This window comes from Salmonella sp. 2020_1395 (assembly GCF_043848115.1).
Lineage (GTDB): Bacteria > Pseudomonadota > Gammaproteobacteria > Enterobacterales > Enterobacteriaceae > Salmonella > Salmonella enterica.
In genome coordinates, this window is sequence record NZ_JBCMFH010000001.1 from 191,091 (window position 1) to 212,785 (window position 21,695).

Sequence of the window (21,695 nt, forward strand, 5' to 3'; positions counted from 1 at the left end):
TTTTTAACTTTTTAATTAGAATAGATACAGGAGAGCACATATGGCTCGCGTAAAACGTGGTGTAATTGCACGCGCACGTCACAAGAAAATTTTGAAACAAGCCAAAGGCTACTACGGTGCGCGTTCTCGCGTATACCGCGTTGCCTTCCAGGCAGTTATCAAAGCTGGTCAGTATGCTTACCGTGACCGTCGTCAACGTAAGCGTCAGTTCCGTCAACTGTGGATTGCGCGTATCAACGCAGCAGCACGTCAGAACGGTATTTCTTACAGCAAATTCATCAACGGCCTGAAAAAAGCCTCTGTTGAAATCGACCGTAAGATCCTGGCTGATATCGCCGTATTCGACAAAGTCGCGTTCACCGCGCTGGTTGAAAAAGCGAAAGCAGCTCTGGCATAAGCCAGTGAAAAGAGGGAGCCTGGCTCCCTCTCTTTTATTTACTGTTCAGTGAGTTGACAATTGACCTGTAACCCTTTTCAATAAAGGATATTCGGTTTTACCACATAAGGTAACGCAAGCATGAACGCTGCTATTTTCCGTTTCTTTTTTTACTTTAGCACCTGATCCCAGGAGGCTAGCGCGTGAAAAACGAAACGAAAAACAGCGCAAAAAAGCCTCCTGATGGAGGCTTTTTTTGTATCTGAAATCGAGAGATTACGTCCAATGAACCGGTGTCTTCACCGACACAATGAGGAAAACCATGTCACATCTCGCAGAGCTGGTTGCCAATGCAGCGGCCGCCATTAACCAGGCGTCAGATGTTGCCGCGTTAGACAATGTACGCGTCGAATATTTGGGCAAGAAAGGGCATTTAACCCTTCAGATGACGACCCTACGCGATCTGCCGCCGGAAGAGCGTCCGGCAGCCGGGGCAGTCATTAACGCCGCGAAAGAGCAGGTACAACAGGCTCTTAACGCGCGTAAAGCCGAGCTGGAAAGCGCAGCGCTTAACGCCCGTCTGGCCGCTGAAACCATCGATATCTCCCTGCCGGGGCGCCGTATTGAGAACGGCGGTCTGCATCCGGTCACGCGTACCATTGACCGTATTGAAAGTTTCTTCGGCGAGCTTGGTTTTACCGTGGCGACTGGCCCGGAAATCGAAGATGACTACCATAACTTCGATGCGTTAAACATTCCGGGTCATCATCCGGCCCGCGCCGATCATGATACCTTCTGGTTTGACGCGACCCGTCTGCTGCGGACCCAGACGTCTGGCGTCCAGATCCGGACGATGAAAGCGCAGCAACCGCCGATCCGTATTATTGCGCCGGGCCGTGTATACCGTAATGACTACGACCAGACGCATACTCCGATGTTCCATCAGATGGAAGGTCTGATTGTTGATACCAACATCAGCTTCACCAACCTCAAAGGTACGCTGCACGACTTCCTGCGCAATTTCTTTGAGGAGGATCTGCAGATTCGCTTCCGTCCTTCTTATTTTCCGTTTACCGAGCCTTCTGCAGAAGTGGATGTGATGGGTAAAAACGGCAAATGGCTGGAAGTGCTGGGCTGCGGGATGGTGCATCCGAATGTGCTGCGTAATGTCGGTATCGATCCGGAAATCTATTCTGGCTTCGCTTTTGGTATGGGGATGGAACGTCTGACCATGTTGCGTTACGGCGTCACCGACCTGCGTTCATTCTTCGAAAACGATCTGCGTTTCCTCAAACAGTTTAAATAAAGGCAGGATAAAACAATGAAATTCAGCGAACTGTGGTTACGCGAGTGGGTTAACCCGGCAATTGATAGCGATGCGTTGGCTAACCAGATTACGATGGCTGGCCTGGAAGTAGACGGCGTTGAGCCGGTCGCGGGAAGCTTCAATGGCGTTGTGGTTGGGGAAGTGGTTGAGTGCGCCCAGCATCCGAACGCTGACAAATTGCGTGTAACGAAAGTCAACGTTGGCGGAGAACGCCTGTTGGATATCGTCTGCGGCGCGCCAAACTGTCGTCAGGGGCTGAAAGTAGCGGTGGCCACCATTGGCGCTATTCTGCCGGGCGATTTCAAAATTAAAGCGGCGAAACTGCGCGGCGAGCCGTCTGAAGGGATGCTGTGCTCCTTCTCCGAACTGGGGATTTCCGACGATCACAGCGGCATTATCGAACTGCCGGCGGATGCGCCGCTGGGTACCGATATCCGTGAATACCTGAAGCTTGACGACAATACCATCGAAATTAGCGTCACGCCGAACCGTGCGGATTGCTTAGGTATCATCGGCGTTGCGCGTGATGTGGCGGTACTGAACAAAGCGCCGCTCCAGGAGCCTGAAATGGCGCCGGTTACGGCAACCATCAGCGATACGCTGCCGATTACAGTAGAGGCTGCTGATGCGTGTCCACGCTATCTTGGCCGGGTGGTAAAAGGCATCAATGTTAACGCGCCGACGCCGCTGTGGATGAAAGAGAAACTGCGTCGCTGCGGTATTCGCTCCATCGATGCGGTGGTTGACGTCACGAACTATGTGCTGCTCGAACTGGGTCAGCCAATGCATGCTTTCGATAAAGATCGCATTGATGGCGGTATTGTCGTGCGGATGGCAAAAGAGGGTGAAACCGTCGTCCTGCTGGACGGTAGCGAAGCGACGTTAAATGCGGATACGCTGGTGATCGCCGATCACCATAAGGCGCTGGGGATAGCCGGTATTTTTGGCGGCGAACATTCCGGCGTGAACGGCGAAACGCAAAATGTGCTGCTGGAATGTGCGTACTTTAATCCGCTGTCTATCACCGGTCGCGCTCGCCGCCACGGTCTGCATACCGATGCGTCTCACCGCTACGAGCGCGGGGTGGACCCGGCGCTGCAATATAAAGCGATAGAGCGCGCTACTCGTCTGCTTCTTGATATCTGTGGCGGTGATGCGGGTCCGATAATTGATGTGAGCAACGAAGCAACGTTGCCGAAACGCGCCACCATTACGCTGCGTCGCAGTAAACTGGATCGCCTGATCGGGCATCATATTGCGGATGAGCAGGTCAGTGATATTCTGCGTCGTCTGGGCTGTGAAGTGACCGAAGGGCAGGACGAGTGGAAAGCCGTAGCGCCGACCTGGCGTTTCGATATGGAAATTGAAGAAGATCTGGTGGAAGAGGTGGCCCGCGTTTACGGCTATAACAATATTCCGGACGAGCCAATCCAGGCCGGTTTAATCATGGGGACGCACCGTGAAGCCGATCTGTCGTTGAAGCGGGTTAAAACCATGCTGAACGACAAAGGCTATCAGGAAGTGATTACCTATAGCTTTGTCGATCCTAAAGTACAACAGCTCATCCATCCAGGCGCAGAAGCGCTGCTGCTGCCAAACCCTATCTCCGTTGAGATGTCGGCGATGCGTCTGTCTCTGTGGAGCGGATTGTTGGCGACGGTGGTCTATAACCAAAACCGTCAGCAGAATCGCGTGCGTATTTTTGAAACCGGTTTACGTTTCGTTCCGGATACACAAGCCAATCTGGGTATTCGACAGGATCTGATGCTGGCTGGCGTGATTTGCGGTAACCGCTATGATGAGCACTGGAACCTGGCAAAAGAGACCGTTGATTTCTATGATTTGAAAGGCGATCTGGAAGCAGTATTGGATTTAACCGGCAAACTGGGTGATATCCAGTTTAAGGCGGAGATGAATCCGGCTCTGCATCCGGGACAGTCTGCGGCGATTTATCTGAAAGATGAACGTATTGGTTTTATTGGGGTTGTTCACCCTGAACTGGAACGTAAACTGGATCTGAATGGTCGTACGCTGGTGTTTGAACTGGAATGGAATAAGCTCGCAGACCGTATCGTGCCGCAGGCGCGGGAGATTTCACGCTTCCCGGCCAACCGTCGCGATATTGCGGTTGTTGTTGCAGAAAACGTTCCCGCAGCGGATATTTTATCCGAATGTAAGAAAGTTGGCGTAAATCAGGTAGTTGGCGTAAACTTATTTGACGTGTACCGCGGTAAGGGTGTTGCGGAGGGTTATAAGAGCCTCGCTATCAGCCTGATCCTTCAGGATACCAACCGTACACTCGAAGAAGAGGAGATTGCCGCTACCGTCGCCAAATGTGTAGAGGCATTAAAAGAGCGATTCCAGGCATCATTGAGGGATTGAACCTATGGCGCTTACAAAAGCTGAAATGTCAGAATATCTGTTTGATAAGCTTGGGCTTAGCAAGCGGGATGCCAAAGAACTGGTTGAACTGTTTTTCGAAGAGATCCGTCGTGCTCTGGAAAACGGTGAGCAGGTGAAACTCTCTGGTTTTGGTAACTTCGATCTGCGTGATAAAAATCAACGTCCGGGGCGTAACCCGAAAACGGGTGAAGATATTCCTATTACAGCACGGCGCGTGGTGACCTTCAGACCCGGGCAGAAGTTAAAGAGCCGGGTCGAAAACGCTTCGCCCAAAGAAGAGTAATCAGATCCAGGCATAACATCCATCAGGGTGTATTGCGGCAGATACGCTGCCATCCCGAAAGTAGATCAGCGGGATGACAGCGTATCTGTCAGCCTGAAAGATGACCCGTATAACTAAAAAGGCCGCATTGCGGCCTTTTTTCTTTCAAGTAAAGGATACCCACCGTAAAATCACGCTACCTCTTTTCAGCTGAATGGATAACATGCTGACTTTTGCCCGCCAACAACAGCGACGAAACGTTCGCTGGCTTCTGAGCCTGTCACTGCTGGTGCTACTGGCTACACTTCTGAGCTTATGCGCAGGCGAACAGTGGATTGCCCCCGGTGACTGGTTAAGCGCCCGGGGGGAACTGTTTGTCTGGCAAATTCGCCTTCCCCGCACGCTCGCGGTATTGCTGGTTGGCGCTGCGCTGGCACTATCTGGCGCTGTGATGCAGGCGCTGTTTGAAAACCCACTTGCTGAACCGGGCCTGCTCGGCGTTTCGAATGGGGCCGGTGTTGGGCTTATTGCCGCCGTCTTACTGGGGCAGGGGCAACTGCCTGGATGGGCGTTGGGACTGTGCGCTATAGCCGGCGCGCTCATTATTACGTTAATCCTGCTGCGTTTTGCGCGCCGCCATCTCTCTACCAGCCGCTTGTTGTTGGCGGGCGTCGCGCTGGGCATTATCTGTAGCGCGCTGATGACGTGGGCTATCTATTTTTCCACCTCTTTCGATCTGCGGCAATTAATGTACTGGATGATGGGAGGATTTGGCGGCGTTGACTGGCAGCAGAGCTGGCTAATGATTGCGCTCATCCCGGTACTGATCTGGATATGTTGCCAGTCGCAACCGCTGAATATGCTGGCGCTAGGGGAAACCTCGGCGCGGCAGCTTGGCCTGCCGCTGTGGTTCTGGCGCAATTTGTTGGTCGTCGCCACCGGCTGGATGGTGGGCGTCAGCGTGGCGATGGCGGGGGCGATTGGTTTTATCGGTCTGGTTATTCCGCACATCCTGCGCTTATGTGGTTTAACCGATCACCGGGTTTTACTTCCCGGCTGCGCGCTGGCCGGGGCTATCGCCCTGCTATTGGCTGATGTGGTCGCCCGACTGGCGCTGGCGTCGGCTGAACTGCCTATCGGGGTGGTCACCGCCACATTGGGGGCACCAGTGTTTATCTGGCTGCTACTCAAATCCGCGCGTTAGCGCATCGGTAAACAACTGCTTTCATCATTCGCAGTCTATGATTAAAGGCTAACGATGAAACCCGCTATTCTACCGACATCAGGGAGACACCATGCAAAACTCGCTTCTTAATACTCACGTTACGACGATTGATGGAGAGGTCACTACACTTGAAAAATACGCCGGAAAAGTGCTGCTCATTGTAAACGTCGCCTCCAGATGTGGCCTGACGCCGCAATATGAACAGTTGGAAAATATCCAGAAGGCGTGGGCAGATCAGGGGTTTGTCGTGTTGGGTTTTCCCTGCAACCAGTTTATGGGGCAGGAGCCAGGCAGCGAAGAGGAGATTAAAACCTATTGTGCCAGCACCTGGGGCGTCACGTTCCCGATGTTCAGTAAAATTGATGTGAATGGCGACGCGCGCCATCCGCTGTATCAAAAACTGATAGCCGCTGCGCCAACGGCAGTCGCGCCGGAGAAGAGCGGCTTTTACGAACGGATGGTAAGCAAAGGGCGTACGCCACTCTATCCGGATGATATTCTGTGGAATTTTGAAAAATTTTTGGTAGGCCGGGATGGTCAGGTGGTACAGCGTTTTTCGCCGGATATGACGCCTGAAGATCCTATTGTGATGGAAAGCATAAAAATCGCGTTGGAAAAATAATGTCTCAATTGATGCAATTAAAGGATGTCGCCGAGAGCACCCGCCTGGGGCCGCTTTCCGGCGAAGTAAGCGCAGGAGAGATCCTTCATCTTGTCGGGCCGAACGGTGCCGGGAAAAGCACGCTACTGGCGCGTATGGCGGGGTTAACCTCCGGCGAGGGGAGCATCAGGTTTGGCGGAGCGCCGCTGGAGGCATGGGCGACGGCAACGCTTGCCCAACACCGCGCTTATCTTGCGCAACAGCAAAATCCGCCGTTCGCCATGCCGGTCTGGCATTACCTGACATTGCATCAACCTGATAAAACGCGAACCGGGCAGCTTAACGAGGTGGCCGATATGCTTGGATTGGGCGACAAACTGGGGCGAAGCGTGAATCAGCTTTCCGGTGGCGAGTGGCAGCGTGTTCGCCTTGCTGCCGTTGTACTACAAATTCATCCCAACGCTAATCCGGTCGGTCAATTATTGCTGCTTGATGAGCCGATGAACAGTCTCGATGTTGCGCAACAAAACGCTCTGGATCGGGTATTACATCATTTGTGTCAGGCAGGAATTGCGATTGTGATGAGTAGCCACGATCTGAACCACACGCTGCGCCATGCGCATAAAGCCTGGTTACTAAAGCGCGGTAAACTCATTGCCTGCGGCCGCCGGGAAGAGGTGCTCACCCCCTCTTATCTGGCGCAAGCCTACGGTCTGCGCTTTCGACGACTCGACGTCGAGGGGCATCCAATGCTCATTTCGGCCACTTAAGTAAAATCGTTTCTTGAAAAGCAGGTAATTTCGACGCTAAATTAATACCAAAATAAAAACAGAGGATTGTTGCGGCATGCGTTTTTGGCTTCTTGTTATCACAGCATTGTTCCTGGCAGGATGCAGTACTCATCGGGCACCGGCGCCAAATGCCAGATTATCAGACTCCATTACCGTCATTGCGGGTCTGAACGATCAGTTGCAGTCCTGGCGCGGTACGCCATACCGTTACGGCGGCATGAGTCGCAGAGGCGTGGACTGTTCCGGCTTTGTGGTAGTCACTATGCGCGACAAGTTTGATTTGCAGTTGCCTCGTGATACGCGTGAACAATCAAAAATCGGCACCAGAATCGATAAAGATGAATTGCTGCCCGGAGATTTGGTTTTCTTTAAAACCGGTTCGGGCGAAAGTGGTTTACATGTTGGTATTTACGATACAAATAATGAGTTTATTCATGCCTCTACCAGTCGTGGCGTGATGCGTTCATCGCTGGATAATGTGTACTGGCGAAAAAACTTCTGGCAGGCACGGCGAATTTAACCTCGCAGACGATATAAATTTTATAGTCTATTTTTAACATATCGCCGGTTGAACTTATGACATCTGTTGTCATCATATATAATGATATAACCGTAGCATTTACAAACGTACTTTTATTAAAAACGGGCGTGTTCACGCCCTGTTAAAAGTACAAGATTGAATATTGGTTTATAATCAGAGTAAGTTAAAAAAAGGAACCGGTTTACCGGTAAACAAGAAAAATGATGACGCTTCAATTAGTATCTGAAGTTACGTCTGTTTCCGTCCGTAGTGACTGGATGGCGAATAGCGCCCTAACCATGGGACTGGCGTAATGATTGCTTCACTTGATGAGCTTTACCATTCCGAACTCTTTTTCCTTCCCGTCATGGATGAAAACGCTCGGCTTGTTGGTTTGGAGATTATTGCAACGTTTGCCTCTGAAGACGGCGCCGTGCGGATGCCGACTGAGTTGGTAGCGCCTCGCCTTTCGGTGGAGGAACAATACTGTCTGTTTGTTGAAAAACTGGCGTTGTTAGAAACCTGTCAGCACTTTTTTATTCAGCATAAACTTATTGCATGGCTTAATTTACCGCCTGCAATTAGTGACTTATTATTATTAGATAGCGAACTTTTTTCCCGGGCAGCGCGCTTTCCGTTTCTTGAATTAGCTATAAATGAGAATTATCCTGGATTAAACCAGGGCAAAAACAATGAAACGTTAGCTAATCTGGCAATGCATTTCCCATTAATGCTGGCAAATTTTGGGGCAGGCGAGGCGTCGACTAAAGCTATTTTCGATGGGCTTTTCAAACGAGTCATGTTGGATAAAAATTTTATTCAGCAGCGAGCTGAAATGATCTCATTCGAACCATTCATGCACGCTATCGTTGCCCAGATCTCCTCCAGCTGCGAGTCGCTGATGATTGCCGGTATTGATACTGAGGCGATGTTTGCGCGCGCAGCGCCATTGGGGTTTAGCGCATTCCAGGGCGGGCTATGGCCTTCGGTGCCGGTAAGCCAGCTCATTAAACTCGTTCAGCGATAACCTTTCTGTTTGCCGGTGTTTAACCGGTGATTAACCGTCTACACTGAAGACAGGAGGCCCTATGACCCTGTCTTTTACTGCCCGTTGGCGCGATGAACTGCCAGCAACGTATACCGCGCTTTTACCCACACCGTTAAAAAATGCGCGACTGATTTGGTATAACGACGAACTGGCGCAGCAGTTAGCCATTCCCGCGTCGTTATTTGACGCTACTAATGGCGCTGGCGTTTGGGGCGGCGAAACCTTATTACCCGGTATGTCGCCTGTCGCGCAGGTATATAGCGGGCATCAGTTCGGCGTCTGGGCGGGACAGCTAGGCGACGGACGCGGTATTTTGCTGGGTGAACAGCTCCTGGCGGATGGCTCGACCCTCGACTGGCATCTGAAAGGCGCCGGATTAACACCCTATTCGCGAATGGGGGATGGGCGCGCCGTCCTGCGTTCAACCATACGAGAAAGCCTTGCCAGCGAAGCCATGCATTATCTGGGTATTCCCACGACGCGCGCGTTATCTATCGTAGCCAGCGATACGCCGGTTCAGCGAGAGACGCAGGAAACGGGCGCGATGTTAATGCGTCTGGCGCAAAGTCATATGCGTTTTGGTCATTTCGAACATTTCTACTACCGCCGTGAGCCGGAAAAAGTTCAGCAACTGGCTGATTTCGCTATTCATCATTACTGGCCGCAATGGCAGGATGTCCCGGAAAAATATGCTTTGTGGTTTGAAGAGGTGGCGGCGCGTACCGGAAGACTCATCGCCGAGTGGCAAACCGTCGGTTTTTCGCACGGCGTTATGAATACGGATAACATGTCGATTCTGGGGCTGACCATCGACTATGGTCCCTTTGGTTTTCTCGATGACTACGATCCCGGCTTCATTGGTAACCATTCCGATCATCAGGGACGTTACCGCTTCGATAATCAACCGTCGGTGGCGCTGTGGAATTTACAACGTCTGGCGCAGACGTTAACCCCTTTTATTGAGATCGACGCGTTAAACAGAGCGCTGGATCGCTACCAGGACGCGTTGTTAACGCACTATGGGCAGCGAATGCGCCAGAAGCTGGGCTTCTTTACCGAGCAAAAAGACGATAACGCTTTACTGAATGAATTGTTTAGTCTGATGGCGCGCGAAGGGAGTGACTATACCCGTACATTTCGGATGTTAAGCCATACGGAGCAACAGAGCGCTTCCTCGCCGTTGCGGGATACGTTTATCGATCGCGCGGCGTTCGATGCCTGGTTCGACCGCTACCGGGCGCGATTGCGCACAGAGGCGGTTGATGACGCGCTGCGCCAGCAGCAGATGCAACGCGTGAATCCTGCGGTTGTGTTGCGCAACTGGCTGGCGCAACGCGCGATAGATGCGGCTGAACAAGGAGACATGGCGGAACTGCATCGGTTGCATGAAGTTTTACGTCAACCTTTTACCGATCGAGATGATGACTATGCCAGCCGACCGCCGGAGTGGGGAAAGCGGCTGGAGGTCAGTTGTTCAAGTTAGCCTGATGCCAGCAGCATCGTCTGCTGGCGGGAGCGCTATTTGGTTAACAGTAGTTTACCGGCCTGAGTTTTGCGCAACAGATACTCCTGACCGTTGTGATCGATAATGACTTTGCCGTCCGGACCTAATAGCGCCTGACTGTTGACGCGCCGTTCAGCGGCAGGGAGAAGCGTTTCATTGTCCATTTCCTTAGGGTGAGGCAGCTCGGTGTTATCCATACGCGACATGTTATTTATTAATAATCAAACTCACAATGATTATTATTATCAATAATTAATGCGATAACAGCAAGTGCTAATTCTGTGGAGTGATATACGCGCGGGGAGAGAAAAGGGCGGGTAACGCATCGAAGAAACGCCCATCCCGGCAGGATGGGCGAGCTATTAAAAGCGGCTATCTACCGCCGCGGCCAGTTTTTCCAACAGAACTTCCGTATCTTCCCAGTTCAGGCAGGGATCGGTAATGGACTGACCATAGATTAATGGTTGACCGCTGATAATTTTTTGCGTGCCTTCCCGTAAAAAACTCTCGGCCATAATCCCGGCAATTGCCGTGGAGCCATTACGAATCTGCTGGCAAATATCATCACATACCTCCAACTGGCGGCGATGCTGTTTTTGACAGTTGCCGTGGCTGAAGTCGACGACCAGATGTTCCGGCAGATCAAATTCATGCAACGTGTCGCAGGCGGCGGCAATATCTTCAGCGTGGTAGTTCGGTTTTTTACCGCCGCGCATGATGATGTGCCCATACGGGTTGCCACTCGTCTGGTAGATAGTCATCTGTCCGTCTTTATCCGGCGAGAGAAACATATGGCTGGCGCGGGAGGCGCGAATAGCGTCAACGGCAATGCGAGTATTGCCATCCGTACCATTTTTAAAGCCGACCGGACAAGATAGCGCGGAAGCCATTTCCCGATGGATTTGGCTTTCGGTGGTACGCGCGCCAATCGCTCCCCAACTGATCAGATCGGCAATAAACTGGCCGGTGACCATATCAAGAAACTCTGTGGCAGTCGGTACTCCCAGTTCGTTCACCTGCAATAGCAAGCGACGCGCCAGTTCAAGCCCATAATTGACGCGGTAACTTCCATTCAAGTCAGGATCGGAAATCAGGCCTTTCCATCCCACGACGGTGCGCGGTTTTTCAAAATAGGTGCGCATGACGATTTCCAGACGCGCCTGATGCTTTTGGCGTTGTGCCTGGAGCTGCGTCGCGTATTCCATGGCAGCATTCAGATCGTGAATCGAACAGGGGCCAATGACGACCAGTAGCCGTGGATCTTCACCATTTAAAATCTTTTCTATCCGGCGTCGGGAGTCGGTAACATGACTGGCGACGGAGGACGATACAGGATACCGCTGCGCGAGTTCGGTCGGTGTTACCAGGCTGTCGATACGCGCAGTACGGAGTTCGTCGGTTCTGTTCATTACAAGTCTCAGAAATTTGTTGCTTCAACGGCAGGACTACCGGGAAGTGATGGGCATCACGATAAACCAATCCCTGCTGATTTCAAGTGCGAGGCGTGTCACACCTCGCAGGCAGAACGGCATGATAACAAAAACCAACCCATTAAACTAGTTTGCTAGTACATCCTGCGGTTAAGCCCCATAATGTCGAGAATCTTGGTGGCTATCTCTTCAACGGAATAATTGGTGCTGTTCAGGCAGGGGATCTGATTCTTACGATACAGCGCTTCAACCTCCGCCACTTCCATGCGGCACTGACGCAACGAGGCATAGCGACTGTTTTCACGGCGTTCTTCGCGAATTGCCGCCAGGCGTTCAGGGTCAATTGTCAGGCCGAACAGTTTATGTTGTAGCGGTTTTAACGATGTGGGCAGTGTCAAATTATCCATATCATCGGCGATGAAAGGGTAGTTAGCCGCACGAATACCGAATTGCATCGCCAGATAGAGGCTGGTGGGCGTTTTTCCACAGCGCGAAACGCCAAGTAAAATGACCTGGGCCTGATCGAGGTTGCGCAATGAAATGCCATCATCATGCGCCAGGGTATAATCGATAGCGGCAATACGGGCGTCATACTTGTTCAGGTTACCCGGATTAAGCCCATGAGTACGATGAGCGATCGGTGTCGGATCCAGTTTCATCTCCTGCTGAAGCGGCGCCACCAGCGCCTGGACGATATCCTGGCAGAAACCTTCGCTCTGTAAGATGATGGCGCGAATTTCAGGTAAAACAATCGAGTAAAACACCAGCGGGCGAACGCCGGTTTGCTGATAAATGGCGTCAATTTGGTCTTTGACGGCGCGGGCGCGACTTTCGTTCTCCACGAATGGCAGCGTGATGCTGCTGATCGTCACCGGAAACTGCGACATAACCGCGTGACCCAGGACCTCGGCGGTGATGGCGGTACCATCAGAAATATAGAAAACATGGCGATCAACAACATTATCCATTCTGTTCATCCTGAAGAGTAAACATAATTATCTGAAAGCATAAATTAAAAGTAACGGGAAACGTATAACTTGTCGCTTATTTTATAAAATGACAGGCGCTTTTTATAATTAATGAAAAGCATGTTTCATTTCCTGGAAACGCAGTTTATACCGTGGGTGATTAAGGGAATGCCGTGCTATGCGCGGGTTTGCGCAACTACGTAAACAATCTGAAAAAATGAAAAAATAAATTTGCTTGAACGATTCACCGTTTTTTTCGCGGGTTTAAGTATGCCAGGATAAATACGCAACTATGTGTTTCTTAAACTCGTTCATTTATCACAAAAGGATTGTTCGATGTCCAACAATGGCTCGTCACCGCTGGTGCTTTGGTATAACCAACTCGGCATGAATGATGTAGACAGAGTTGGGGGCAAAAATGCCTCCCTGGGTGAAATGATTACTAACCTTTCCGGCATGGGCGTATCCGTTCCGAATGGTTTTGCAACCACTGCCGATGCGTTTAACCAGTTTTTGGATCAAAGCGGCGTAAACCAGCGCATTTATGAGCTGCTGGATAAGACAGATATTGATGATGTCTCCCAGCTGGCGAAAGCGGGCGCGCAGATCCGCCAGTGGATTATCGACACTCCTTTCCAGCCGGCGCTGGAAAACGCCATCCGCGATGCCTATGCGCAGCTTTCGTCGGATGATGAAAATGCCTCTTTTGCCGTGCGTTCCTCCGCCACGGCGGAAGATATGCCAGATGCTTCGTTTGCGGGTCAACAGGAAACGTTTCTTAACGTTCAGGGCTTCGACGCGGTACTGGTGGCAGTGAAACACGTATTTGCTTCTCTGTTTAACGATCGCGCCATCTCTTATCGCGTTCACCAGGGATATGATCATCGCGGCGTAGCGCTTTCCGCTGGCGTGCAGCGGATGGTTCGCTCCGATCTCGCCTCGTCAGGGGTGATGTTCTCTATCGATACCGAATCCGGCTTTGACCAGGTGGTCTTTATCACCTCGGCATGGGGACTGGGTGAAATGGTGGTGCAGGGCGCGGTTAACCCGGATGAATTTTATGTCCATAAGCCAACCCTGGCGGCAGGCCGTCCGGCCATCGTACGCCGCACCATGGGGTCGAAAAAAATCCGCATGGTTTACGCCGCCACCCAGGAGCACGGCAAGCAAGTGAAGATTGAAGATGTGCCGCAGGAACAGCGCGACATTTTCTCGCTCACCAACGAAGAAGTGCAGGAACTGGCGAAACAAGCGGTGCAGATTGAGCGGCACTATGGTCGTCCGATGGATATCGAATGGGCGAAAGACGGTCATACCGGTAAGCTCTTTATTGTGCAGGCACGTCCGGAAACCGTGCGCTCCCGTGGCCAGGTGATGGAGCGTTATACGCTACATGCGCAGGGGAAAATCATTGCCGAAGGTCGCGCCATTGGTCATCGTATCGGCGCAGGTACGGTAAAAGTTATTCACGATATCGGCGAAATGAACCGTATTGAGCCTGGCGATGTGCTTGTCACCGATATGACCGACCCGGACTGGGAACCGATCATGAAAAAAGCGGCGGCGATTGTCACTAACCGTGGCGGGCGCACCTGTCACGCGGCGATTATCGCCCGCGAATTGGGCATTCCGGCGGTAGTCGGCTGCGGCGACGCCACCGAACGCATGAAAGATGGCGAGAAAGTAACCGTCTCCTGTGCGGAAGGTGATACCGGTTATGTGTATGCCGACATGCTGGATTTCAGCGTAAAAAGCTCCAGCGTAGATACCATGCCAGAGCTACCGCTGAAGGTCATGATGAACGTCGGCAACCCGGACAGAGCATTTGACTTTGCCTGCCTGCCGAATGAAGGTGTAGGTCTGGCGCGACTGGAATTCATCATTAACCGTATGATTGGCGTTCACCCGCGCGCGCTGCTGGAGTTTGACGACCAGGATGCCGCGCTGCAAAACGACATTCGTGAGATGATGAAAGGGTTTGACTCGCCGCGTGAATTTTACGTTGGTCGACTGACGGAAGGGATCGCGACGTTAGGCGCCGCCTTCTACCCGAAACGCGTCATCGTTCGCCTGTCTGACTTTAAGTCCAACGAATACGCCAACCTGGTCGGCGGCGAACGCTATGAGCCGCATGAAGAAAACCCGATGCTGGGCTTCCGCGGCGCGGGTCGTTACGTCGCAGAAAGTTTCCGCGATTGTTTTGCGCTGGAATGCGAAGCGGTGAAACGCGTGCGCAACGATATGGGCCTTACCAACGTCGAAATCATGATCCCGTTCGTGCGGACGGTCGACCAGGCGAAAGCGGTCATCGAAGAGCTGGCGCGCCAGGGGCTTAAACGCGGCGAGAACGGGCTGAAGATCATCATGATGTGCGAGATCCCGTCCAATGCCTTGCTGGCTGAACAGTTCCTCGAGTATTTTGATGGCTTCTCGATTGGTTCTAACGACATGACGCAGCTGGCGCTGGGGCTGGATCGCGATTCCGGCGTGGTGTCTGAACTGTTTGACGAGCGTAACGACGCGGTGAAAGCGCTGCTGTCGATGGCGATCCGCGCGGCGAAAAAACAGGGCAAATATGTTGGAATTTGTGGTCAGGGTCCGTCCGACCATGAAGACTTTGCCGCCTGGCTGATGGAAGAGGGGATCGACAGCCTGTCGCTGAACCCGGACACCGTGGTTCAGACCTGGCTGAGTCTGGCGGAACTGAAGAAGTAGTGTAATACCGGATGGCGGCGTTAACGTCGCCATCCGGCAATTTATACCGCAGTGTGCTCCTGGCGCAGCCGCTCAATAATATCCTGCCGCAACAGAAACTTCTGCACTTTGCCAGAGGCGGTTCTGGGCAGTTTTTCTACGATGACGATCCGTTCCGGATATTTATACTTCGCTACCCGTTTTCGACTGAAAAAAGCGATCACCTCTTCCAGCGTCAGCGAAAGGTGCGGCGGTTTTAAGACTACATACGCGCATGAACGTTCGCCTAAGCGTTCATCAGGCATAGCAACGACGCAAGCATCGTGTATGCGGGGGTGTTGCAATAAAATATCCTCCACCTCGCGACTGCTGATATTTTCACCTCCACGTATAATAATATCCTTTTTGCGCCCGGTAATTTTGATATAACCGTCTTCATCCATGCGGCAGAGGTCGCCGCTGTAATACCAGCCCTCATTATCCAGTGCGCGGGCGGTAAGTTCCGGCTCGTCCAGGTATCCCATAAAAACGTTTGGCCCGCGCGAGGCTTCTTCGCCTTCGTGGCCTGCTGGAAGCGTATTGCGATCTTCATCCACGATTTTAATTTCTACACCGGTGGCGGCATAACCATCGGTGTTCATCATGCGTGAAGTCGAATCACCCAGATTAACCATCGAGTGTGGAGAACTTTCTGTAGAACCGTAAATACTCAATAATTTGATACCGCGCTGCTGGCAGTCGCGGGCAACCTTTTTGGGAATAGTCGTGCCGCCGCATAAGAAGAATCGCAGTGAGGAGAGGTCGGCAGGCTGTTGCTCAACGGCACAAAGCAGATCGTAAATAAACGGCGTCGCGCCTGACATACAGGTACAGCGTTGCTGCGCTAATAAGGTAAGGCAGGCTTCTGGGGTAAAGATGTCCAGCAATACGCTACGCGCCCCGATTAAAAAGGGCGCGGTGACGCCGTGTAAAAATCCGGTGGCGTGGCCCAGTGGCGCAGGCATCAGGAACACATCTTGCCAGGTTAAATTCAACCGCGCGCAATACGCCCGTTCGCTGGCAAGAATATTATTGTGGGTCAACATCACCCCTTTCGGCATTCCTTCTGTGCCGGAGGTAAACAGCACTGCCGCCAGTTCATCACCGTGAATGTTAATGTCTGACTGCAACGGTTCGCTGCGGTCGATGATTTGACTAAGCGCAAGCGCTGTGGTGGCAGGCGCCAGTTTATCCACGCCGACAATATGCGTCAGATGGCGCAGTTGATTTTGTAGCGGAAGGATAAGATCGACCGGACGATTCTGTTTGAATACGGTGGGGGCGAAGAATATTTTAGCCTGACATTTGTTCAGCACCCAAACCAGCTCTGCTTCTCGCCAGGCGGGAAGTAGCGGGACAGATACCGCGCCCGTTTTCAGGCAGGCCAGATAAATGAGGGTAAACTCACACCAGCCCGGAAGCTGAAAGGCCACGCGATCGCCCGGTTGAATCCCCTGAGACAGTAACCAGTTTGCCAGGCGGCTTGCCGCGCAGTCGAGTGCGGCGTAGGTCCAGGACGCGCCATGATTATCGACCACGGCGATTTTATCGGGTACGGCACGTGCGGTTTGCCGCCAGTAGTCGCCCAGTGAAGCATCGCCCCAGTAGCCGGACTCGCGATAGGTTTTCCGCCTTGCGGCGTCAAACGTTAATGTAACACTCATTGACTTGTTCTCTATTAATACAAATGACGTAATCTCCGGGGGCAAGCCGAATAAGACGCCGTAGCGTCGTTATCCGGTGTTTCAGAGCGTCAGCCGTAGCGAAACTCAACGCCGAACGTTCCCGCCGGGTATTCCCATTTTTCGAGAAGAGTATTGCCGCAGAGAACCCTGCAGGTCCCGCATTCCAGGCAGCCCGCGGAGTCAAAATGAATATTTCCCGCATCGTCCAGCTTATAGAGTCCGGCAGGGCAGGCTTTTATTAATTTATTAAACTCCTGCATGTCAGGCGAGGAGCGCAAAATGATATGTGGGTGTCCTTCATCTACGTAAAATTTATTTACGCCCAATTTGACGTCAACATTCACCTTATTGTCCGAACTCATAATGCCGTAGCCCCTTTTATGCCGTCTTTTAATAGATTCACCAGTCCAATTTTTTTCGCATGTGACAGGATAGTTTTACGCAACGGTGGGACTGGACCGCCATCAACGGTGAACAGATCGCCCACAATGTTTGCCGCCATTCGCGGGTACTCGGTAAAAAGCCGTGGGTTTTCCATTAATCCGGGGAGTTTGCGGAAATGCCGCATATCGCGTAACACGCCGTTTTTCTCCAGCGCGCGTTTGTAACCGGCAAGACTCGCGGCGGAAAAATCTTGCCGCGCTTTAGCGTCAATGGCGGTTTGAGCGGCCGCTTGCGCGGACGCGATGGCTAAATCCATGCCGCGGACGGTATAACCGAGATTCAGGCAAAGACCGGCGGCGTCGCCGACAATCATCACGCCGTCATTTGCCAGCTCCGGCATCATTGCTATGCCGCCTTCGGGCACCATATGAGCGGAGTATTCAAGCAGCGTTCCCCCCTGAATCAAAGGGCGTATTGCCGGATGCTGTTTAAAATCTTCCAGCATTTGCGGTACGCTTTTGGTCGCGTGAGCAATGTCGCCCAGGCCACATACCAGCCCCAGAGAAACCGAATCGCGGTTGGTATAAAGAAACCCGCCGCCCATGAGCCCGTTGGAGGGCGCGCCAGCGAATAACCAGGCGGCGCCTTCATGGGACGCCAGATTAAAGCGCTCTTCAATAAGTGCCGGAGAGAGCCCAATCAACTCTTTTACGCCGACGGCATAGTGATGCGCAGACGAGGCAGGCACCATGTCCAGTGAACGGCCCAGCATGGAATTCACGCCGTCCGCGAGAATCACAATATTCGCATCAAGAATATCATCCCCGGCCTGAACGCCAGTGACGCGATTGCCTTCACGTACCAGAGCGTCGACCCGTACACCTGGGATAAACTGCGCGCCAGCCTGCTCCGCCTGCGCCATTAGCCACGGGTCCAGTTTGTTGCGCAGTACGGTATATGACGTAAGGGGCGGAGTAGGGGGCGCGCGGTGAAAATCAAGTGTGACGGCGCTTTCTTCGGTTAAAAAGGAGATTTTTTCACGGGTAACGACACGTTCGATGGGGGCGGACGTTGCGAATCCCGGCATAATACTTTCGATACTGTGAGCGTAGAGCCGGCCACCGGTCATATTTTTGCTGCCCGCGCTGTTTCCGCGTTCAATAACCAGTACATCCAGTCCCGCTTTTGCCATCACATACGCGGCGACCGTTCCTGCTACGCCTGCGCCCACCACAATAGCGTCAAATTTATCATCCGACATGCTTTATGCTCCTTTCCCGCCGTATCGACGACGGGAGATGTGCGTTGAAAAAGGAATTAGCGGCTTAACTGGTCGATGAGGGCAGGAACAACCTTATAGATATCGCCCACCAGGCCATAATCGGCATAATTGAAAATGGGCGCGTTTTTATCTTTGTTAATTGCGACAATAATTTTTGCGCCGTTTCCACCCACCATATGTTGAATTTGGCCGGAAATGCCCAGCGTCAGATAGAGATCGGATTTCAACAGAACGCCGGATACGCCAATATAACGCTCACGTTCCATCCAGTTTTCACCTTCCGCAATGGGGCGGGAACAGCCTACTTCTGCGCCGAGAACGGCCGCCAGTTTATGCACCATATCCAGATCGCTTTGCGCCGCCAGACCTCGTCCTACGCCGATGACCCGTTTGGCTTTGCTCAAATCGACGCTGCTTAACGATTTCGCGCGCCGCTGCTGGCACAATACCTCGTGGCGTGGGGCAATATATGCCAGCGTGGTCTGCGGGCAAGTATGACCGGGGTGAGGGGCGGCGGGTTCCAGCACGCCGGGTGCCAGCGTAATAATCGCCTGCGGACTGTTTAATTTCTCTTTGCCGAAAGCAAGTCCGCCGTACATGCGATGCTCTGCGTGTAGCGTCCCGTCGAGGAGGTCAATAGACGTCGCGTCGTTCACCATCACGGCGTTAAGCTGGATGCTCAGCCGGGCGCCCAGCGCTTTACAGCGCTTGGTCGCCGCCATGAGCAGCAGCCCATTTTGGTCGCCTAATAACGAGGCCAGCGTTTCGGCATAGTTTTCCACGCGCTGCAAATCCGTATGCGATTCAAGAACGACTATCTCATCAGCGCCAAGCGCTTTCACGTAGTTGATCTCCGTGTTTCCTTGCACGATGGCGTAAACTTTTTCTCCCCACTGCCGCGCGCCGGTCATTAATTCAGCATAACGCTCTACGTTATCGCTAAATACCCATACGTTAGCTAAATGATTCATGATAATTTTTCTCCGTTGGGTTTAGTTCAGGGATTTTTTCAAATGGTCGGCCAGTGCGGTAATGGCTTCCGGCGAATCGTTATCGAGAATGATATGCTTGCGTTCTGTCTGCGGCGGTACCGAGATGGCGACCAGTTCCGCCATTGGCGTGGTTGGGGTCCAGTGGATATCGCTCGCCAGCCACGACGTAACGGCTTTTTTCCCGGCGCCGAGAATGGCTTTCATTGACGGGATGCGTGGAACGTTAATATCTGAGGTCACGCAAAGCACCGCGGGCAGCGTGAGCTCGATAATTTCAACGTCTTCTTCCAGTGTGCGTTCAACGATGATTTTGTCGCCGTCGCGTTGAATATGGCTTACTGCGTTGATGACGGGGAGTTTCAGGAGTTCGCCAGTCAGCAGGCCCACCTGTTGGGCATAAATATCGCCGGAGCCCTCCCCGAAGAGCAGCAGGTCAAAGCCAATTTTCTCCGCCGCGGATGCTAGCGCCAGCGCGGTTTCTTTGGGCAGGGCGTGCTCCAGTTGCGCATCCTGAACCATAAAAAGCGCATCCGGCCCGCGGGATAACACATCTTTGCGGACTTTTGAATTTTGTAACAGAGAGCCGCCGACGGTGAGCGCGGCGATCTCGTCGCCATCGCCAGCTAACTGCGCGGCGGCCTCAATTGCATTTAAATCAAACTGGCTGATTTTGGCCTCGGCACGATCAAAATTGAGCGAATGCTCCGGGGTCACGGTAATGTCCTGTTCTTCAGGCACCAACTTAAAGCAGGTTATTATTTTCATTGCATCTCCAGTGAGTCGCGTGCGGATAAGTAACGTAAATCTGACTGAAAATAGTCTGCGGCAGTCTGAAGAGGTTTACGATGGGTCAATCTGTTTTCCTTGCCAACAATCTTGCACAAAAAATCTGCGAACAGAGAATCGTTAGCAACCATCTGAAAAGGGCGTCATAAAAATATAAATACGGTAGTGAGAATAATAAGTGCGAAGCATATCATCATTTTTTAACATGAAACGTGCGATGTTGTTTCTGTGAGGTTAAAAGAAAACATCAAAGATATGTCGGCTATGTATTTTTGTCTGATAATACGCTATCGACAGGTAATCTGAGCTGTCTGCAAAAGAACATAATATCTTGCATTCGGAACGAATAATCTTGTTTTGCTGGTAATCTCCACGGTTGTACAACACTGACGCTCGCTTTATTTTATCCTGGTTATCTTTTTAAACCTGACAGAGGTTATTATGTATCAGCGCTGTTTTGACTCCGCCGCGGAGACGATTTTTGAACAGGACAAGACCCCTCGATTTTCACGTTTTGTCATTAGCGATGATCCAAACTGGGAGTCTGGCCATCATATGCATGATAATGAAACAGAGCTTATTTACGTCAAAAAAGGGATAGCCAGGTTAATTATTGACTCTTCACTCTACGTCGCGCATGCGGACGATATTGTCGTCGTTGAGCGGGGGCGGCTACACGCTGTAGCATCCGACAGCAATTCGCCGGCTACCACCTATACCTGTGCGCTGTATGGGTTTTGTTTTCCAGGTTGGGAAGAAAACCAACTATTGCAGAGTCATTCCTGTCCGGTGGTTTCCGTGGTTCAGGGAAAAGAGGTCATTAAAAGTATCTTTAATGAATTAAGCGTGTTACTTCCGCAGGGGAAAAACGTATTGGCTTCCTCTGTATACGATGCATTTGCTTACACTCTGACCGCACTTTACTATGAAAATTTTAAAAATGCCTATCGTTCTGAACAAGGCTACATTAAAAAAGATGTATTAATTAAGGATGTGCTTGTTTATCTCAATAATAATTATCGTGAAAAAATCACGCTTGACCAGCTATCGAAAAAATTTCGCGCCAGCGTCAGTTATATATGCCATGAATTTGCCAAGGAATATCATATATCTCCTATCAACTATGTTATTCAACGACGTATGACCGAGGCCAAGTTTGCGCTGACAAACACTGAGTCGCCACTGGCAGAAATTTCATGGCGGGTAGGATATGAAAATGTGGACCATTTTGCCAAATTGTTTATGCGGCATGTAGGATGTTCTCCCAACGATTATCGTAAGCAATTTAAAAATAGTCTGGTTGAGCAGGCGTATTTGCTGCCAAATACCTGACGGCGAAATTTATCTGATTTATTCGGCCTGATGCCGTAAAGCAGTC

21 protein-coding genes and 1 other annotated feature are annotated in these 21,695 nt (G+C 51.8%); of the genes, 13 read left to right on the forward strand and 8 right to left on the reverse strand.

The annotated features are described in order from the left end of the window. Positions 1–40 precede the first annotated feature (40 nt). The 11 genes from rplT (at position 41) to selO (ending at position 10,036) form a co-directional block, all read left to right on the forward strand. Positions 41–397, forward strand: a complete 357-nt coding sequence (gene rplT / locus ACH0WD_RS01035; RefSeq protein WP_000124850.1) for a 50S ribosomal protein L20 — start codon at positions 41–43, stop codon at positions 395–397. A gap of 115 nt (positions 398–512) precedes the next feature. Further along, positions 513–636, forward strand: a sequence feature (Phe leader region). Beyond that, a complete protein-coding gene (gene pheM, locus ACH0WD_RS01040) occupies positions 518–562 on the forward strand; it encodes a pheST operon leader peptide PheM (RefSeq protein ID WP_001386830.1) in 45 nt (14 codons plus the stop codon). It overlaps the preceding feature by 45 nt. Before the next feature lie 62 nt (positions 637–698). Beyond that, positions 699–1,682, forward strand: a complete 984-nt coding sequence (pheS, locus tag ACH0WD_RS01045) for a phenylalanine--tRNA ligase subunit alpha (RefSeq protein WP_000018570.1) — start codon at positions 699–701, stop codon at positions 1,680–1,682. Positions 1,683–1,697: 15 nt separating this feature from the next. Further along, entirely contained in the window at positions 1,698–4,085 is a 2,388-nt protein-coding gene (pheT, locus tag ACH0WD_RS01050; protein ID WP_000672402.1) for a phenylalanine--tRNA ligase subunit beta, read from the forward strand. Between the two features lie 4 nt (positions 4,086–4,089). Next, a complete protein-coding gene (ihfA, locus tag ACH0WD_RS01055) occupies positions 4,090–4,389 on the forward strand; it encodes an integration host factor subunit alpha (RefSeq protein WP_001229266.1) in 300 nt (99 codons plus the stop codon). Positions 4,390–4,591: 202 nt separating this feature from the next. Next, positions 4,592–5,572, forward strand: coding sequence for a vitamin B12 ABC transporter permease BtuC (btuC, locus tag ACH0WD_RS01060; protein WP_000954984.1), 981 nt, complete (start codon positions 4,592–4,594; stop codon positions 5,570–5,572). Between the two features lie 91 nt (positions 5,573–5,663). Then, complete coding sequence (locus ACH0WD_RS01065) at positions 5,664–6,215, forward strand: glutathione peroxidase (protein WP_001181566.1); 552 nt, start codon at positions 5,664–5,666, stop codon at positions 6,213–6,215. After that, a complete protein-coding gene (gene btuD / locus ACH0WD_RS01070; protein ID WP_000080613.1) occupies positions 6,215–6,964 on the forward strand; it encodes a vitamin B12 ABC transporter ATP-binding protein BtuD in 750 nt (249 codons plus the stop codon). The genes ACH0WD_RS01065 and btuD overlap by 1 nt, the downstream gene beginning before the upstream one ends. A gap of 76 nt (positions 6,965–7,040) precedes the next feature. Then, complete coding sequence (locus ACH0WD_RS01075) at positions 7,041–7,505, forward strand: C40 family peptidase (RefSeq protein ID WP_001213256.1); 465 nt, start codon at positions 7,041–7,043, stop codon at positions 7,503–7,505. A gap of 313 nt (positions 7,506–7,818) precedes the next feature. Next, on the forward strand, positions 7,819–8,532 hold the full coding sequence (gene ydiV / locus ACH0WD_RS01080) for an anti-FlhDC factor YdiV (protein WP_000562015.1): 714 nt from the start codon (positions 7,819–7,821) through the stop codon (positions 8,530–8,532). Positions 8,533–8,593: 61 nt separating this feature from the next. Beyond that, positions 8,594–10,036, forward strand: a complete 1,443-nt coding sequence (gene selO, locus ACH0WD_RS01085) for a protein adenylyltransferase SelO (RefSeq protein ID WP_000175661.1) — start codon at positions 8,594–8,596, stop codon at positions 10,034–10,036. Between the two features lie 35 nt (positions 10,037–10,071). On the opposite strand, the gene hemP is transcribed toward selO, so the two are convergent. The 3 genes from hemP to ppsR form a co-directional block, all read right to left on the reverse strand. After that, positions 10,072–10,263 carry a hemin uptake protein HemP gene (hemP, locus tag ACH0WD_RS01090; protein ID WP_000089118.1) on the reverse strand — a complete coding sequence of 64 codons (192 nt, stop codon included), beginning with the start codon at positions 10,261–10,263 and terminating at the stop codon, positions 10,072–10,074. 156 nt (positions 10,264–10,419) lie between these two features. After that, positions 10,420–11,466 (reverse strand): 3-deoxy-7-phosphoheptulonate synthase AroH, encoded by a 1,047-nt coding sequence (aroH, locus tag ACH0WD_RS01095; RefSeq protein WP_001082196.1) that lies wholly within the window; start codon positions 11,464–11,466, stop codon positions 10,420–10,422. Between the two features lie 155 nt (positions 11,467–11,621). Then, the gene (gene ppsR / locus ACH0WD_RS01100) at positions 11,622–12,455 is read right to left on the reverse strand and encodes a posphoenolpyruvate synthetase regulatory kinase/phosphorylase PpsR (RefSeq protein ID WP_000370992.1); all 834 of its coding nucleotides are present in this window, start codon (positions 12,453–12,455) and stop codon (positions 11,622–11,624) included. Positions 12,456–12,791: 336 nt separating this feature from the next. On the opposite strand from ppsR, the gene ppsA reads away from it, so the two are divergent. Continuing rightward, positions 12,792–15,170: a phosphoenolpyruvate synthase gene (gene ppsA, locus ACH0WD_RS01105; RefSeq protein WP_000069335.1), complete on the forward strand. Its 2,379-nt coding sequence runs from the start codon at positions 12,792–12,794 to the stop codon at positions 15,168–15,170. Positions 15,171–15,211: 41 nt separating this feature from the next. Here ppsA and fadK read toward each other — a convergent pair whose 3' ends face one another. The 5 genes from fadK to ACH0WD_RS01130 form a co-directional block, all read right to left on the reverse strand. Beyond that, positions 15,212–16,852: a medium-chain fatty-acid--CoA ligase gene (fadK, locus tag ACH0WD_RS01110; RefSeq protein ID WP_000117492.1), complete on the reverse strand. Its 1,641-nt coding sequence runs from the start codon at positions 16,850–16,852 to the stop codon at positions 15,212–15,214. An 89-nt stretch (positions 16,853–16,941) separates the two neighbouring features. Continuing rightward, positions 16,942–17,235: a ferredoxin family protein gene (locus ACH0WD_RS01115; protein ID WP_000093362.1), complete on the reverse strand. Its 294-nt coding sequence runs from the start codon at positions 17,233–17,235 to the stop codon at positions 16,942–16,944. Next, complete coding sequence (locus tag ACH0WD_RS01120; RefSeq protein WP_001278555.1) at positions 17,232–18,518, reverse strand: FAD-dependent oxidoreductase; 1,287 nt, start codon at positions 18,516–18,518, stop codon at positions 17,232–17,234. Before ACH0WD_RS01120 ends, ACH0WD_RS01115 begins: the two co-directional genes overlap by 4 nt. Positions 18,519–18,574: 56 nt before the next feature. Further along, complete coding sequence (locus ACH0WD_RS01125; RefSeq protein WP_001015886.1) at positions 18,575–19,510, reverse strand: electron transfer flavoprotein subunit alpha; 936 nt, start codon at positions 19,508–19,510, stop codon at positions 18,575–18,577. A gap of 21 nt (positions 19,511–19,531) precedes the next feature. Continuing rightward, positions 19,532–20,296, reverse strand: coding sequence for an electron transfer flavoprotein (locus ACH0WD_RS01130; RefSeq protein WP_000692096.1), 765 nt, complete (start codon positions 20,294–20,296; stop codon positions 19,532–19,534). A 462-nt stretch (positions 20,297–20,758) separates the two neighbouring features. Here ACH0WD_RS01130 and ACH0WD_RS01135 point away from each other — a divergent pair, with 462 nt between their 5' ends. After that, a complete protein-coding gene (locus tag ACH0WD_RS01135) occupies positions 20,759–21,649 on the forward strand; it encodes an AraC family transcriptional regulator (protein ID WP_000284832.1) in 891 nt (296 codons plus the stop codon). Positions 21,650–21,695: the final 46 nt, after the last annotated feature.

Coding starts and splice junctions, on each gene's coding strand:
- ACH0WD_RS01130 (WP_000692096.1), bottom strand. CDS start 20,296: ATGAAAATAATAACCTGCTTTAAGTTGGTGCCTGAAGAACAGGACATT.
- ACH0WD_RS01125 (WP_001015886.1), bottom strand. CDS start 19,510: ATGAATCATTTAGCTAACGTATGGGTATTTAGCGATAACGTAGAGCGT.
- aroH (WP_001082196.1), bottom strand. CDS start 11,466: ATGAACAGAACCGACGAACTCCGTACTGCGCGTATCGACAGCCTGGTA.
- selO (WP_000175661.1), top strand. CDS start 8,594: ATGACCCTGTCTTTTACTGCCCGTTGGCGCGATGAACTGCCAGCAACG.
- ACH0WD_RS01065 (WP_001181566.1), top strand. CDS start 5,664: ATGCAAAACTCGCTTCTTAATACTCACGTTACGACGATTGATGGAGAG.
- fadK (WP_000117492.1), bottom strand. CDS start 16,852: ATGAGTGTTACATTAACGTTTGACGCCGCAAGGCGGAAAACCTATCGC.
- btuC (WP_000954984.1), top strand. CDS start 4,592: ATGCTGACTTTTGCCCGCCAACAACAGCGACGAAACGTTCGCTGGCTT.
- ppsR (WP_000370992.1), bottom strand. CDS start 12,455: ATGGATAATGTTGTTGATCGCCATGTTTTCTATATTTCTGATGGTACC.
- pheS (WP_000018570.1), top strand. CDS start 699: ATGTCACATCTCGCAGAGCTGGTTGCCAATGCAGCGGCCGCCATTAAC.
- ydiV (WP_000562015.1), top strand. CDS start 7,819: ATGATTGCTTCACTTGATGAGCTTTACCATTCCGAACTCTTTTTCCTT.
- btuD (WP_000080613.1), top strand. CDS start 6,215: ATGTCTCAATTGATGCAATTAAAGGATGTCGCCGAGAGCACCCGCCTG.
- ACH0WD_RS01135 (WP_000284832.1), top strand. CDS start 20,759: ATGTATCAGCGCTGTTTTGACTCCGCCGCGGAGACGATTTTTGAACAG.
- ihfA (WP_001229266.1), top strand. CDS start 4,090: ATGGCGCTTACAAAAGCTGAAATGTCAGAATATCTGTTTGATAAGCTT.
- ACH0WD_RS01120 (WP_001278555.1), bottom strand. CDS start 18,518: ATGTCGGATGATAAATTTGACGCTATTGTGGTGGGCGCAGGCGTAGCA.
- ppsA (WP_000069335.1), top strand. CDS start 12,792: ATGTCCAACAATGGCTCGTCACCGCTGGTGCTTTGGTATAACCAACTC.
- hemP (WP_000089118.1), bottom strand. CDS start 10,263: ATGTCGCGTATGGATAACACCGAGCTGCCTCACCCTAAGGAAATGGAC.
- ACH0WD_RS01075 (WP_001213256.1), top strand. CDS start 7,041: ATGCGTTTTTGGCTTCTTGTTATCACAGCATTGTTCCTGGCAGGATGC.
- ACH0WD_RS01115 (WP_000093362.1), bottom strand. CDS start 17,235: ATGAGTTCGGACAATAAGGTGAATGTTGACGTCAAATTGGGCGTAAAT.
- pheT (WP_000672402.1), top strand. CDS start 1,698: ATGAAATTCAGCGAACTGTGGTTACGCGAGTGGGTTAACCCGGCAATT.
- rplT (WP_000124850.1), top strand. CDS start 41: ATGGCTCGCGTAAAACGTGGTGTAATTGCACGCGCACGTCACAAGAAA.